The sequence below is a fragment of the Streptomyces sp. NPDC058646 genome (assembly GCF_042716875.1).
GTDB lineage: Bacteria > Actinomycetota > Actinomycetes > Streptomycetales > Streptomycetaceae > Streptomyces.
On sequence record NZ_JBHXRK010000019.1, the window covers coordinates 86,870 to 100,220 of the forward strand.

Annotated in this window: 12 protein-coding genes; 4 read left to right on the forward strand and 8 right to left on the reverse strand. The window is 73.8% G+C overall.

Annotated elements, in window-relative coordinates:
• Positions 1-158: 158 nt before the first annotated feature.
• A complete protein-coding gene (locus ACFWUZ_RS23250) occupies positions 159-446 on the reverse strand; it encodes a hypothetical protein (RefSeq protein ID WP_384375983.1) in 288 nt (95 codons plus the stop codon).
• A gap of 6 nt (positions 447-452) precedes the next feature.
• Positions 453-605 carry a hypothetical protein gene (locus tag ACFWUZ_RS23255; RefSeq protein WP_384375986.1) on the reverse strand — a complete coding sequence of 51 codons (153 nt, stop codon included), beginning with the start codon at positions 603-605 and terminating at the stop codon, positions 453-455.
• Positions 606-899: 294 nt separating this feature from the next.
• Between ACFWUZ_RS23255 and ACFWUZ_RS23260 the strand changes: the two genes are divergently transcribed.
• Positions 900-1,886, forward strand: coding sequence for a LuxR C-terminal-related transcriptional regulator (locus ACFWUZ_RS23260; protein ID WP_384375989.1), 987 nt, complete (start codon positions 900-902; stop codon positions 1,884-1,886).
• On the opposite strand, the gene ACFWUZ_RS23265 is transcribed toward ACFWUZ_RS23260, so the two are convergent.
• Positions 1,858-3,642, reverse strand: a complete 1,785-nt coding sequence (locus tag ACFWUZ_RS23265) for an AMP-dependent synthetase/ligase (RefSeq protein WP_384375992.1) — start codon at positions 3,640-3,642, stop codon at positions 1,858-1,860. The genes ACFWUZ_RS23260 and ACFWUZ_RS23265 overlap by 29 nt on opposite strands.
• Before the next feature lie 117 nt (positions 3,643-3,759).
• Between ACFWUZ_RS23265 and ACFWUZ_RS23270 the strand changes: the two genes are divergently transcribed.
• Both ACFWUZ_RS23270 and ACFWUZ_RS23275 read left to right on the forward strand, forming a co-directional pair.
• Positions 3,760-4,770 carry an AraC family transcriptional regulator gene (locus ACFWUZ_RS23270; protein ID WP_384375995.1) on the forward strand — a complete coding sequence of 337 codons (1,011 nt, stop codon included), beginning with the start codon at positions 3,760-3,762 and terminating at the stop codon, positions 4,768-4,770.
• 226 nt (positions 4,771-4,996) lie between these two features.
• The gene (locus tag ACFWUZ_RS23275) at positions 4,997-6,169 is read left to right on the forward strand and encodes a lipase family protein (RefSeq protein ID WP_384375998.1); all 1,173 of its coding nucleotides are present in this window, start codon (positions 4,997-4,999) and stop codon (positions 6,167-6,169) included.
• Between the two features lie 108 nt (positions 6,170-6,277).
• On the opposite strand, the gene ACFWUZ_RS23280 is transcribed toward ACFWUZ_RS23275, so the two are convergent.
• Together ACFWUZ_RS23280 and ACFWUZ_RS23285 are read right to left on the reverse strand one after the other, a co-directional pair.
• A complete protein-coding gene (locus ACFWUZ_RS23280; RefSeq protein ID WP_384376001.1) occupies positions 6,278-7,912 on the reverse strand; it encodes an alpha/beta hydrolase in 1,635 nt (544 codons plus the stop codon).
• A gap of 87 nt (positions 7,913-7,999) precedes the next feature.
• Complete coding sequence (locus ACFWUZ_RS23285) at positions 8,000-9,874, reverse strand: AMP-dependent synthetase/ligase (RefSeq protein WP_384376004.1); 1,875 nt, start codon at positions 9,872-9,874, stop codon at positions 8,000-8,002.
• A 369-nt stretch (positions 9,875-10,243) separates the two neighbouring features.
• Here ACFWUZ_RS23285 and ACFWUZ_RS23290 point away from each other — a divergent pair, with 369 nt between their 5' ends.
• Entirely contained in the window at positions 10,244-10,558 is a 315-nt protein-coding gene (locus ACFWUZ_RS23290; protein ID WP_384376007.1) for a hypothetical protein, read from the forward strand.
• Between the two features lie 74 nt (positions 10,559-10,632).
• Here the strand turns inward: ACFWUZ_RS23290 and ACFWUZ_RS23295 are convergent, their stop codons facing one another.
• From ACFWUZ_RS23295 to ACFWUZ_RS23305, 3 genes are all read right to left on the reverse strand, one after another.
• A complete protein-coding gene (locus ACFWUZ_RS23295; protein ID WP_384376010.1) occupies positions 10,633-11,952 on the reverse strand; it encodes a dicarboxylate/amino acid:cation symporter in 1,320 nt (439 codons plus the stop codon).
• Positions 11,953-12,350: 398 nt separating this feature from the next.
• Complete coding sequence (locus ACFWUZ_RS23300) at positions 12,351-12,623, reverse strand: DUF4229 domain-containing protein (protein WP_384376195.1); 273 nt, start codon at positions 12,621-12,623, stop codon at positions 12,351-12,353.
• Between the two features lie 192 nt (positions 12,624-12,815).
• Complete coding sequence (locus ACFWUZ_RS23305; RefSeq protein ID WP_384376013.1) at positions 12,816-13,340, reverse strand: GNAT family N-acetyltransferase; 525 nt, start codon at positions 13,338-13,340, stop codon at positions 12,816-12,818.
• Positions 13,341-13,351 lie beyond the last annotated feature (11 nt).

The window sequence follows — 13,351 nt, forward strand, 5'->3', positions numbered from 1 at the left end:
CGGCGCGGTGGCCGTGCCCGGCGGTGCGACGGCTCTGCGGCGGGTCACTCCGTGATGGACAGCTGCCCTGCAGGAGCAGCGGTCGGGGACGGACGGTGACCGGCGGGCGGGCCGGACGGGTGGTGCAGGTCCTACGGGTGGAGGCGTCGGGCCGTGTGTCACCGTGGCACCCCCCTCGCCGAAGGGGCGAGGCAGTAGCCGCGGGCGGTGCCCGAACTCAGTGCGGCCGAGAGCAGGCTGTGGGCCTTGGCCCTGGCGGAGGTGTGATCGAGGGCCCTGACGAAGAGGGCGACGTTCATGCCGCGTTCGACGGGGCGGATCCGGACGTGCTCCAGAGCGTGCTGCGGGCCGGCGTGGGCCCAGACCGCGTCCTCCAGGAGGGCTGCTTCGCTCTCCGTACCCGGTAAACCGTTCTCGCTGGTCAGGGGCAGGTGGACGAGGAACATCCCTGATCAGTCCCAGCCGATGCCGTTGGTCACGACCGAGCCCTTGGCGGAGACCGAGGCGGGCGCCACGTCCCAGCCGATGCCCGTGCCGGCGGCGAGGGCGCCGCCCAGGAGGGCGGAGGCGATGGCGGTGGTGATGCGGCGAGTGGTTTTCGACATGGCTGTGCCCCCGAAGTGATGACGTGGTCTTTGGATCCGGTCGGGCCGGCGGCCGGGCCGTAGGGCCTGGCCGGGGGTTTTCGTTTCCCCCGCCGTTCCGGTGTGATCACCATCTTGGTCGGCCGGGAAGGGCCCCGGAAGGGTTTCGGACCGGCACCAAGTGGCCTGGCACCTTGGTGCCACCTCGGCGCTTCTTTCGGGTCCGCGGGAGCCGCTGATTGCGACGTCTGTGCAGGTCCTGCGATGATCACGTGCAGAACGAGAGCATTCGCTTGTCAGTCGGGGGGCTGTTTCATGCTGGCAGTACTGGGTTTGGGTTCCGCATCGGAAGCCGTCTACCGCGAGATGCTCGCGGACCCGCTCGGCGGGGTCGACGACCTCCGCGAGCGGCTGGGGATGACGGAGGCGGCCGTACGGGCGGCTCTGGACGAGCTCGCCGACCTCGAACTCCTGCGCGCGTCACGGGACATACCCGGGGCGATGCGCCCGGTCAGCCCGGCGGTGGGGCTGGAGCTGATCCTGCGCCGCCAGGAGGAGGACCTGCTGCGCCGCCAGCAGGAGCTCGCCCGCAGCAAGGCCGCCGCGGCGCGCGCCGTCGCCGAGTACGCGGACCTGCGGCCGAACGACCGGACCGACACCACGGAACGCCTCGTCGGGCTCGACGCCATCCAGAGCAAGCTGGAAGTGCTCGGGAAGGAGGTCTCGCGCGAGTGCCTGGCCGTGATGCCGGGCGGCGCGCAGTCGCAGGCGAGCCTGGACGCCTCCCGCCCGCTGGACGCGGACGCGATGCACCGGGGGGTGGCGCTCCTGACCCTGTACCAGGACAGCGTGCGCAACGACCCCGCCACGCTCGCGTACGCCCGCTGGATGACGCAGGAGGGCGGGCTGGTCCGCACGCACCCGACGCTGCCGCCCCGCCTGCTCGTGTTCGACCGCGAGGTGGCCGTCGTACCCGTCGATCCGGCGAACACCCGGCTGGGTGCCCTGTGCACCCGGGAGCCGGGCATCGTGGCCTCGCTGGCGGCGCTGTTCGAGCAGACCTGGCAGACCGCGGTCCCGCTGGGCGCCGACCGGCCCCAGGAGGAGGAGACCGGTCTGGCCCCCGGTGAGAAGGAGCTGCTCAAGCTCCTCGCCTCCGGCATGACGGACGAGGGAGCGGCCAAGCGGCTCGGTATCTCCCTGCGCACCGTGCGGCGCCAGATGTCCGCGCTGATGGAGCGGCTGGACGCGTCCAGCCGCTTCGAGGCGGGCCTCAAGGCGGCCCAGCGGGGATGGCTGTAGGGGCCTGGCCGGCCGGGGTCTCGTCCCCGTACAGCTCCGCGATCTGGGCCGCGTACCGCTGCTCCACCGCGCTGCGGCGGAGTTTGAGGGTCGGGGTGAGGGTGCCCGCGTCCACGGAGAGGTCCTCCGGCAGGACGCGGAAGGCGCGGATGCGGGCGGGACGGGAGACCGTGGCGTTGGCCTCCGCCACCGCCGCCTCGATCAGGGCCCGGACGGCCGGGTGCGCGGAGGGTTCCGGCCCGGGGTCGAGGCCCTCGCGGGCCGCCCAGGCGGCGACCTCCTCGGCATCCAGGGTGATCAGGGCGACGGGGTGCGGGCGGCGGTCGCCGATGAGGACCGCGCGGGAGACGTAGCGGGAGCGCTGTACGGCGAACTCGACCTCGGTCGGGGTGAGGTTCTTCCCGGCCGAGGTGATGATCAGCTCCTTCTTGCGGCCGGTGATGCGCAGGTAGCCCTCGGCGTCCAGTTCGCCGAGGTCTCCGGTGTGCAGCCAGCCGGCCGCGTCCAGGGCCTGCGCGGTCGCCGCCCCGTTCGCGTGGTAGCCGGGGAACACCATCGGTCCGCGGGCCAGGACCTCGCCGTCCTCCGCGATCCGGACCTCGCAGCCGGCCACGGGGCGGCCGACCGTGCCGTGGCGGACCGCCCCGGGGTGGTTGAGGGAGATGACGCCGCCGGACTCCGTCATCCCGTAGCCCTCGAACACCGCGATCCCGCAGGCCCGCAGGAAGTCCAGGGTCGCGGGGGCGATCGGGGCGCCGCCGGTCAGCGCCCACTTCAGCCGCCCGCCGAAGGCTCCCCGGACCAGCGAGTAGAGCGAGGCCTCCGCGGCCGCGTACGCGGCCCGCGACTCCTGCGGCAGCCGTCCCTCGGCCGCGAGCACGCCGAGCCGGACGGCCTCCTCGAGGCGGTCGCGGCCGCCCGTCCCGGCCTCGGCGAGGGAGAGCACCACGGAGTGCAATTTCTCGAACAGCCTGGGTACGGACGGGAGATGGGTGGGACGCACCTCGGCCAGCTCCGTCAGCACGTCCTCGATCCGGCCGCCGAAGTAGCACAGCTCCCCGCCCTCCAGCAGGGTGGTGAACTGGATCAGCTGGGCCAGGAGGTGCGCGAGCGGCAGGTAGAGGTAGGTGGAGTCGCCCGGCCCGCCGCTGATCAGCGGGAGGGTCGCGTCCTGGATCGCGCCGAGGTTGCCGTGCGTGAGGCGGCAGCCCTTAGGCAGGCCCGTCGTGCCGGAGGTGTAGACGATGGACGCGTCCGCGCCGGGGGTGACGGCCGCGGCCCGGGCCAGGAGCGCGGACCCGGCGACGGCGTCCCCGGCGGGCAGCGCGGGCAGGTCGTCCATCAGGACCGTCTCCCGCAGCGCGGGCAGTTTCGCCCGCAGCGCCTCCACCCGGGCCCGCTGCCGTTCGTCGTCGCCCACCACGAGCACCGCCCCGGAGTCCGACAGGACCCAGGCGAGCTCCTCCTCCCCCGCCGTCGGGTACACCGGGACCAGGACCGCGCCGGCGGCCAGCACCCCGAAGTGGGTGCGCGTCCACTGCGGCCGCGTCTCGGCCAGTACGGCCACCCGTTCGCCCGCCGCGACCCCCAGCCCGAGCAGCGCCCGTCCGACGGCCCGGACCTCGGCGCCCAGTTCGGCGTAGGTGCGGGTCTGCCATCCGCCCTCCGGGGACCGGAACCTGAGCGCCGTCTCCGGCCCGTACCGCTCCTCGGTCCACTGGGTGAACTCCGCCAGCGTGCTCGGCCGACCGTCCATCGCATGCCCTCCCGGTCTCGGTGACCCTCGACGCTAGGCACCCGCGGCGGCCCGGCGGCATGACCGGAAGCGTCACCACCGCTGACCTCAGCGCTCATTGGGGCTACCGTCGAAGCCATGGGGACGCCGACGGTCACCGTGCACCACGTGCGCGCCGTGCTCGCGGGGGCCCGCGGCAGCGGCATCGACACCGTGCCGCTGCTCCAGCAGGCGCAGATCCCGCCGCTGCTGCTGGGCGACGACCGGGCGCGGATCACGCCCGCGCAGTTCGCCCGCCTGTTCCGGGCGCTGTACCGGACCACGCAGGACGAGTTCCTCGGCCTGAGCGCCGTCCCGAGCCGCCCCGGCACCTTCGCGATGATGTGTTACGCCGCCCTCGGCTGCCCGGACCTCGGCGCGGCCACGGAGCGGGCGGCCGCCTTCTACGGGCTGTTCCCGGGCGGGCCGGAGCTGGCCCTGGACGTGGAGGGCGGCGAGGCCCGGTTCACGGTGCGCAACGACTTCGCCCGGGACGAGGAGCGTTTCCTCACCGAGTGCGTGCTGGCCATCTGGCACCGGCTGAGCAGCTGGCTGATCGGGCGGCGCATCCCGCTCGCGCACGCCTCGTTCTGCTACCCGCCGCCCCCGCACGCGGCGGAGTACGAGGCCCTCTTCGACTGCCCGGTGCGTTTCGGCGCGGACCGCACGGGCGCCGCCTTCGACGCGCACTGGCTGACCGCACCCCTGGTGCGGGACGAGCCCGCGCTCGACGCGATGCTGCGCCGCGCCCCCTTCGACCTGCTGTCGCGGCCGCGGTACGGGACCACGGTCGCGGAGCAGGTGCGCCGGACCCTGAACCGGCAGCTGCGCCTCTCGCCGCGGCTGCCCGCGCTCGGGGAGGTGGCCGCACGGCTCGCGGTGTCCCCGGCGACGCTGCGGCGCCGGCTCCAGCAGGAGGGCACCTCCTTCCAGCAGTTGAAGGACCACATGCGGCGGGACGCGGCGATCGCGGGCCTGGCGGAGAGCAGCGAGCCGATCGCGGAACTCGCCGCCCGGCTCGGTTTCTCCGAGGACACCGCCTTCCACCGGGCGTTCCGCCGCTGGACGGGTACGACGCCGGGCGCCTACCGGGTCGCGTCGGGGGGCTGAGGCGGGCCCGGTCCGGCCTGCGGGCGGGACGGGGCGGGCCGTCACCCGGAGGGGTGGACACCGCGGCGCGCGGCGTGTGTCCGGGCCGCCGCCGTGCCGCGCGGGAGGAGGGTGTGGGATCCCGGGCCAGGAAAGGTGAGCTGCGCGGTCAGCGACCTCCCTACCGGTCGGTCACTACCTTCGCCTCACCTGACCCCGCACGGAACGACCCTTGGGAGAGCCGCCCATGCGTTTCCGCAGCCCCACGCGCACCCGCAGCACCGCCCTCGCCGCCGTGGCCGCCCTGGCCCTGTCGGCCTGGATCCCCGCCGCCGCCCGGGCGGCGGCCCAGGAGGCCGCCGCCCGCCCCGGCGACGTCGTCAGCAGCGCCCCCTCCGCCTTCCACCCGCTGCCCGGCCAGCCGACGAACACGAAGGCCTGGAAGATCCACTACCGCTCCACCACGGCGGACGGCGCCCCGAACGTCGTCTCCGGCACCGTGATCGTCCCGCAGGACGGCCGCACCGGCCCGCGCCCGCTCATCACCTACGCCGTGGGCACGGTCGGCATGGGCGACTCCTGCGCGCCGAGCAACAACATCCCGCACGGGACCGCCATGGAGGCCAACCTCATCCAGCAGTTCACCCTGCGCGGCTGGGCCGTGGTCGTCACCGACTACGAGGGGCTCGGCACCCCGGGCGTGCACACCTACACGGTGGGCCCCTCCGCGGGGCACGCCGTCCTCGACGCGGCGCGCGCCGCCCAGCGGCTCCCGGAGGCCGGGCTGCCGGCGAACGGCCCGGTCGGCATCATGGGCTACTCCCAGGGCGGCCAGGCCAGCAGTTGGGCCGCCGAGCTGCAGGGCTCGTACGCGCCGGAGCTCCAGGTCAAGGGCACGGCGACCGGCGGGGTCCCCGCCGACCTGATGAAGGTGGCCGACTTCAACAACGGCTCCTTCGGCTCCGGGCTGATCTTCATGGCCGCGGCCGGGCAGGACACCGCCTTCCCCGAGCTGGACCTGAACTCCTACCTCAACCCCGCGGGCCGGCTCCTGGTCGCCGGGATGAAGGAGAACTGCGTGGCGGTCGACGCGGTCGCCGGCGCCTTCAAGCGGATCTCCGACCTGACGACCAGGAATCCGCTCGCCCAGCCCGACTGGCAGGCGCGGCTGAACCAGAGCCGGCTCGGGCGGACCGCCCCGGCCGCGCCGGTGTACCAGTACCACGCGCTCGCCGACGAGCTGATCCCGTACGGCGTGGGCCGGCAGCTGCGCTCCGAGTGGTGTGCGAAGGGCGCCGACGTCGAGTTCGACACGATCTGGCTCGGTGAGCACGTCAGCGGGGTCATCACCCAGTCGCCGGCGGTCGGCGACTGGCTGGCGGACCGCTTCGCCGGGCGTCCCACCCGCGCCAACTGCTGACCGTCCCGGCTGCGGCGCCCCCGCCCGGGGCGCCGCGGCCGGGCAGCCGGGCAGCCGGGCAGCCGGGCAGCCGGGACACCCGGGGGGCCCGAAGCCTTCCCCCTCCGGTCATTCCCCGGCGGGGCAGGAGCGCGTCCCGGGCGGCAGCCGCCCGTCGATCAGGAAACGGTCCACGTGGCCCCGTACGCACGCCGAGGACGCGTACCCGGTGTGGCCGTCGCCCTTGTGGTCCACGACCACCGCCGAACCCAGCCGGGCGGCCGTCTCCTCGGTCCACTCGTACGGGGTCGCCGGGTCGCCCCGGGTGCCGACCAGCAGCATGCGCGGGGCGCCCGGGTGGTCGATCCTGCGGATGAAGTCGGTGCCGGCGGGGCGTCCGTAGCAGGACAGCACGGTCATCAGCTGGAGCGGCCCGAAGACCCGCGACACCTTGACGAACTCGCTCCGGCGGAAGGCCAGTTCCGCACCGATCTCCGCCGGGGAGGCGTTCTCCCTCGACCGGTCCGGGTCGTCGGCGCAGTTCACCGCGGCGAGCGCCGCCTCGCCGTTGTCGGCGGGCACGGGCGGGGAGGCCTGGACCCGGCGCTCGTCCGGCCCGTCCTCCTGCCCGCCGTCCTGCACGGCGGGCGGGTCCGCCGGGCCGCCGAGCTGAAGCAGCCCGACGGGGTCGCGGGACCGCTCGGCCATGGCCAGCGCGTCGGCGAGCGCGGGCCACGAGCGCGGGGAGTACAGGGCCGCCCCGATGGCGGCGGCCGCGTCCTGACCGGTGACGTACGAGCCGTCGTGGCCGACCAGCGGCTCGTCGTCGAGCCGTGCCACGAGGGCGTCGACCTTCTCCTTGGCGGTGCGCGTGTTGGTCCCGTAGACGCAGTCCCGCCGGTGGACGCACCAGTCCAGGAACCGGTCGAGGGCCCGCTGCTGGCCGCGCGCCGTCGCGAGGGCCTGCTCGGCCAGCGGCTCACCGAGGGTGTCGACGCCGTCGAGGACCATGCGGCCCGTCTTCCCCGGGAACTGCGCGGCGTACACGGCGCCCAGCCGGGTCCCGTAGGAGAAGCCGAGGTAGTTGAGCTTGCGGTCGCCGAGGACCTGGCGCATGACGTCCATGTCGCGGGAGACGTGGACGGTGCCGATGTACGGGAGGACCGGGCCGGAGGCCAGTTCGCAGCGCCTGACCACGGCGCGCACGGCGGCCAGCTGTTCCTCGGCGTCTGCGACCGCCGCTCCCTCCTCGGTCTGCTGGGAGCCGCCGCAGGAGACGGGCTCGCTGCGCCCGACCCCGCGGGGGTCGAAGGCGACGAGGTCGTACCGTTCGCCGAGGTCGGCCAGGAGGTCGGGATCGGCGGCGAGGCCGGCGACGCCCTGGCCGCCGGGGCCCCCGAAGTTCAGCAGGAGCGAGCCGATCCGCTTCTTGCCGTCGGTGGCGGGTATCCGGGCCAGGGCTATGGGGACCGTGCCCTTGGCGGGGGCCGCGTAGTCCAGCGGCACCTGGAGGGCCGCGCACCGCATCCCGGCGGGCACCCGCTCCTCGGGGCAGTCGCCCCAGCGCAGCCGCTGGCCGTGGAACCGCGCCAGCGGATCACCGGCAGGGGCGGCCGCCGGCCCGGCCCGGGTCGGTATGGAGCCGAGCGGGGCCAGGACGAGGACACAGGCCGCGGCGACGGCCTGCGCCCGCGACCGGACACGGAAGCGCAGACGCGACCGGGTACGGGAACAGGAGCTGGAAGCGGGACGGGAACGGGGCACTGCACCCTCCTCGGACGGCCCCCCGGACCGGTCCAGCCCACCCTAGGCGCGCTCCCGCGGCTCCGCCCGCCCAGGGCGGCGGCCGGGCTACCGGGCGCGCGGAGCCCGGTACAGCTCCTGGATGCGTGCGCCGTAGTCGCGGGCGATCACGTCCCGCTTGAGCTTCAGGGACGGGGTCAGGTGGCCGCGCGCCTCGGTGAAGTCCTCCGGCAGGACGGCGAAGGCGCGGATGGACTCCGCCCGGGAGACCAGCAGGTTCGCCTCGTCCACCGCCTTCTGGAGCTCGGCCAGCAGCTCCTCGTCCCGCACCAGCTCCCTGAGGGGCACGGAATGCTTCTTGTGCATCCGGCGCCAGTGCCGCAGCCCGTCCGGCTCCAGGGTGACGAGGGCGGTGACGTACGGCCGGTTGTCGCCGACCACCATGCACTGCGCGACCAGCGGATGGGCCCGCAGCCAGTCCTCCAGCGGCGCGGGGGCCACGTTCTTGCCGCCGGAGGTGATGATCAGGTCCTTCTTGCGGCCGGTGATGGTGAGGTATCCGTCGGGGTCGAGCTGCCCGATGTCGCCGGTCGCCAGCCAGGTCCCCGGGGGGACCGCGTGGCCCGTGTTCCAGTACCCGGCGCACACGTGCCGTCCGCCCAGCAGCACCTCGCCGTCGTCCGCGATCCGTACGGCCGTGCCGGGCAGCGGCCACCCCACGGTCCCCAGCCGGGGCCGCAGCGGCGGGGTCACGGTGCTGGCCCCGGTGGTCTCGGTGAGCCCGTACCCCTCGAAGACCTCGATGCCCGCGCCCGTGTAGAAGGCGGCGAGCCGGCGGCCCAGCGGGGAGCCGCCGCTCAGGACGTAGCGCACGCGTCCGCCGAGCGCGGCCCGGATCCGCCGGTAGACCAGCGGGTCGTACAGGGCCCGCGCCGCGCGCAGCGTCAGCCCGGGCCCCCGGCCCTCCACGGCCTCGGCGAAGCGGCGCGCGATGCGGGCGGCCCGGTCGAAGGAGGAGGCGCGGCCCATGGTTTCGGCGGTCGCCCGGGCGGTGTTGTAGACCTTCTCCAGGACGTACGGGATCGCGAGCAGGAAGGTCGGCCGGAAGCCCGCGAGGTCCGCGAGGAGGTCTTCCGTACTGATGCTGGGCGCGTGCCCGAGCTTGACGCGGGCGCGCAGGCAGCCGACGGCGACCATCCGCCCGAAGATGTGGCTGAGCGGCAGGAACAGCAGGGTGGAGGCGGGGTCCTTGCTGACGGACTTGAAGACGGGGTGCAGCAGCTCCACCGCATTGTCCACCTCGGCGAAGAAGTTGGCGTGCGTGATCACGCACCCCTTCGGCTGTCCGGTGGTGCCGGAGGTGTAGATGAGGGTGGCGACGGAGTCCGGCGTACGGGCGTTGCGCCGGGCGTGCACCAGCGCGTCGGGGATGTGCCGCCCGGATCCGACGAGGCGGGCCACCGCGCCCGTGTCGAACTCCCACAGGTGCACGAGGCCGGGCAGGGCGCCCCGCTGGGTGCTGATGATCCTCGCCTGCGCGGTGTCCTCGACGGCGCAGGCCACGGCGCCGGAGTCCTGGATGATCCAGCGCGCCTGGTGGGCGGAGGAGGTCGGGTAGATCGGTACGGTGACCAGCCCGGCGGCCCATCCGGCGAAGTCGAGGAGGGTCCACTCGTAGGTGGTCCGGGCCATGATGGCGAGCCGGTCCCCCTCGCGCAGCCCTTCGGCGATCAGCCCTTTGGCGACGGCGAGCACCTCGGCCGCGAACTCGGCGGCGGTCACGTCCCGCCAGGCCCCGTCCCGGTCCTTGCGCGCGAGGACCGCTTCGCCCGGGGCCGTACGGGCGTTGTCGAAGGGGATGTCCCCGAGGGATCCGGCGGTGGGGGGCGCCGCGAGCGGCGGCACCCACACCTCGCGCACCACCCCGTCGACGAGGGTCTTCACGGGCTCGACGGCTGCGACCGGCTCCAGCTCGGCTCCCACGGCGCACTTCCCCTCGGTTCGGCTGGCGTTACCGCCGGTAATCTACGGAGCCGTAACCCCCGCCGACCAGCCCCCGGAGGCCTTCTTCACCGACGCTCCACGCCACCGCCCCACCCCTCGGCCGCCTTCACGGGTCCGGAAGGACTCCGGAGGCCGAACGGGAGCGGCGGCACGGTCCACCCGTGAGGGCCACGGGGAGGCGAAGGGGCGGGTGGGGCGGGCTTTCCCTGCGGTGTTTTCATGGGGTGACGTCCGGACGCACCGGGTCCCGGAGTTCTGCGCCGCGGTACGGCGCGCCCTCCGGGACGTCGTCCAGCACCGCCCGCCCGGCCTCCGTACGGCTGCGCACGCACCAGGAAGCCGAAGACGTTGGGGTTGCGCCGCGAGAGCACCGATCTGCCCGAGGACCGGGGGTGCCTGCAGTGGGTGCTCGGGTTCTGGCTCGTGCTCGTGTACCTGCCCGCCGCATGGCTGTGCTGCGTCGCGCTGGTCGCCGAACCCGGTCCGCGGGACCATCCGTTCCGCGAGGACGTCCGGTTCGCGGCCGGCGCGTCGGTGGCGCTGTGCCTGCTCGGGGTGCTGATCACGGTCCTTCCGGTGTTCCGGCGGACCATGGGCCGGTGGTGGTACGCCGCGCCCTTCCTGCTGGCCTGCGTCTCCTACGTCCGGGCCCAGACCCTCTGAGGGCACGCCACAGCCCCCGCCCGGACGGACGGGGGCGGGGGCTGCGGCGAGTACGGGCGGGCGGGCCGGGAGGGTCAGGCGGGGACCGGGACCGGCTCCGCCTTGGCGGCCGGGGCGGTCTCCTCCAGCGGGGAGGCCGAGGCGGAGGCGTACGCCTCCTTGTCCAGGATCCCCTCGCGGGCCGAGACGATGACCGGGACCACGGCCTGGCCGGCCACGTTGGTGGCGGTGCGGATCATGTCCAGGATCGGGTCGATCGCCATCAGCAGGCCGACGCCCTCCAGGGGGAGGCCCAGCGTGGAGAGGGTCAGCGTCAGCATGACCGTGGCACCCGTGAGTCCGGCGGTGGCGGCGGAGCCGACGACCGAGACGAACGCGATGAGCAGGTACTCCTTGATGCCCAGCTGGACCTCGAAGATCTGCGCGATGAAGATCGCGGCGAGGGCCGGGTAGATCGCGGCGCAGCCGTCCATCTTGGTGGTGGCGCCGAAGGGGACCGCGAAGGACGCGTACTCCTTCGGGACGCCGAGGCGCTCGGTGACCTTCTGGGTGACCGGCATGGTGCCGACCGACGAGCGGGAGACGAAGGCGAGCTGGATCGCCGGCCAGGCACCCTTGAAGAACTGGATCGGGTTGACCTTGGCGACGGTGGCGAGGAGCAGCGGGTAGACGCCGAACATCACGAGCGCCGAGCCGATGTAGACGTCGGCGGTGAAGGTCGCGTACTTGCCGATCAGCTCCCAGCCGTACGTGGCGATGGCGGTGCCGATGAGGCCGACGGTGCCGATCGGGGCGAGGCGGATGACCCACCACAGGGCCTTCTGGAGCAGTTCGAGGACCGACTCGGCCACGTTCAGCACCGGCTGGGCCTTGCTGCCCAGCTGGAGGGCGGCGATGCCGGCGACGGCGGCCAGGAAGACGATCTGGAGGACGTTCAGCTCGGTGAAGGGCGTGACGATGTCCTTCGGCACGATGCCGGTCAGGAAGTCGATCCAGGAGCCCTCGCGCTTGGGCAGCTTGCCGTCCTGCGGGGTGAGGCCGGTGCCCGAGCCCGGGTTGGTCAGCAGGCCGATCGCGAGGCCGATGCCCACCGCGACCAGCGAGGTGATCATGAACCAGAGGAGCGTGCGGGTGGCGAGCCGTGCGGCGTTGTTCACCTTCCGCAGGTTGGTGATGGACACCAGGATCGCGAAGAAGACGAGCGGCGCCACGGCCAGCTTCAGGAGCTGGACGAAGATGTCACCGACCTGCTCCAGGGTGGTCTTCAGCCAGCTGACGTCCTGGCTGCGGGCTATCCACCCGAAGAGGACGCCGAGCACGAGACCGGCGATGATCTGGGCCCAGAAGGGGAAGCGGAAGGTGGCCTTTGCGGGGGCCTGGGGGGACGCGGACACGGGGGCACTCTCCGGGGACGACGCACGGGGAACTGACGGGACTTCTGCGTGGGTGATGCGGTGCGGCAGCCAGGAAGGGGCCGGCCGGGACCGCTGCTGAATCGATTCCGCTCGCTAGCGGGCGGCGGTCAGCGACAACAGCAACAGGCCGCGGACACGCGGCGGCAGAGGTCGACGTGCAGGCGCGCCACGAGCGGGACGCTCGGGGTCATCGGGTGCGCGGCTGGGGTCGACATGATGGACACGCTAACACTCATGCTTTGAGAAACTCAAAGTCATTCTTTGAGTAGGTGGGGTGCGGGTCCCCGGGCTCGGCCCGGGAGACGCCGAAGCCCCGGCGTTGCGGGCGGTGTTCCCGGCGCCGGGGCGGTTCGGTGTGTGAGGAAGACGACGGGCCGTTACGGGCTCACGCGTGCGGCGTCGTCGGCCGCGTCCTCCTGGTTGCGGTTCGCGGCGAGCTTCTGCCGGGCCCCCACGACACGTCCGGAGATCTGCTGGGACATCTCGTCGCGCTGCTTGCGCAGCAGGACGAACGACAGCGGCGCGGAGATCACCAGGGCGAGCAGCACGACCCACGCGACGTTGGCGTCCCCGATCCCGGCGGGCACCCAGCCGAGACGGACCAGGCCCGCGACGGCGACGAGGCACCCGACGAAGATGCCCAGCCGCATGGCGGTGTAGCGGATCGTTGCGCTCGGCTTGAGGGACACGGTGACCCCTTCTCTCTCGTCGTGGTCGTCGGCGGCACGTATCCGTGCCCGTCCAGTGAAGCACGCCGGACCCCTGCTCCCGCCCGGGGGGCCGCGGGGCCGCGGGGCGGCGCCCCGTCGCCGCGGCCGGTCCACGGCGAGCCGTTCACCGGCTCAGTGCAGCGGCAGCAGCATCGTGACGTCGTCGCGGTCGTCGCCCGGGGCCACGCGGATGGCGCCGGGGACGCGGCCGACCTCCTTGTAGCCGCAGGCCGCGTAGAAGTGCTCCAGGCCGAGACCGCCGCGGCAGCCGAGGCGGATCGCCTCGATGCCCTCGACGGAGCGGGCCGCGTCGGCCGTCGCGGCCATCAGGTCGCGGCCGTAGCCCTTGCCCTGGTGGCGGGGGTGGACCATCACCGTGTACGCCCACAGCCAGTGCAGTTGGAGGCGGTGCGTGTTGTGGGTGAGGAAGGCGGTGGCGGCGACCGCCCCGTCCGCATCGTGCCCGACGAGCAGCCGGCTCCCCCCGTCGGCGACGGCGGCGAGCTGCTTGACCAGGGCCGGGCGGATGTCGTCGGCGGTGACCGGCGGCACGAAGCCCACGGCGCCGCCCGCGTTGCTGACGTCGGCCCACAGCTCCAGGAGTCCGTCACGGAGGGCGGGGTCGACGACGGGATCCAGGGTGAACGTAAGGGTCATGTGGCCAGGCT

Coding starts and splice junctions, on each gene's coding strand:
- ACFWUZ_RS23300 (WP_384376195.1), bottom strand. CDS start 12,623: ATGCGGCTGGGCATCTTCGTCGGGTGCCTCGTCGCCGTCGCGGGCCTG.
- ACFWUZ_RS23250 (WP_384375983.1), bottom strand. CDS start 446: ATGTTCCTCGTCCACCTGCCCCTGACCAGCGAGAACGGTTTACCGGGT.
- ACFWUZ_RS23305 (WP_384376013.1), bottom strand. CDS start 13,340: ATGACCCTTACGTTCACCCTGGATCCCGTCGTCGACCCCGCCCTCCGT.
- ACFWUZ_RS23265 (WP_384375992.1), bottom strand. CDS start 3,642: ATGGACGGTCGGCCGAGCACGCTGGCGGAGTTCACCCAGTGGACCGAG.
- ACFWUZ_RS23260 (WP_384375989.1), top strand. CDS start 900: ATGCTGGCAGTACTGGGTTTGGGTTCCGCATCGGAAGCCGTCTACCGC.
- ACFWUZ_RS23255 (WP_384375986.1), bottom strand. CDS start 605: ATGTCGAAAACCACTCGCCGCATCACCACCGCCATCGCCTCCGCCCTC.
- ACFWUZ_RS23275 (WP_384375998.1), top strand. CDS start 4,997: ATGCGTTTCCGCAGCCCCACGCGCACCCGCAGCACCGCCCTCGCCGCC.
- ACFWUZ_RS23270 (WP_384375995.1), top strand. CDS start 3,760: ATGGGGACGCCGACGGTCACCGTGCACCACGTGCGCGCCGTGCTCGCG.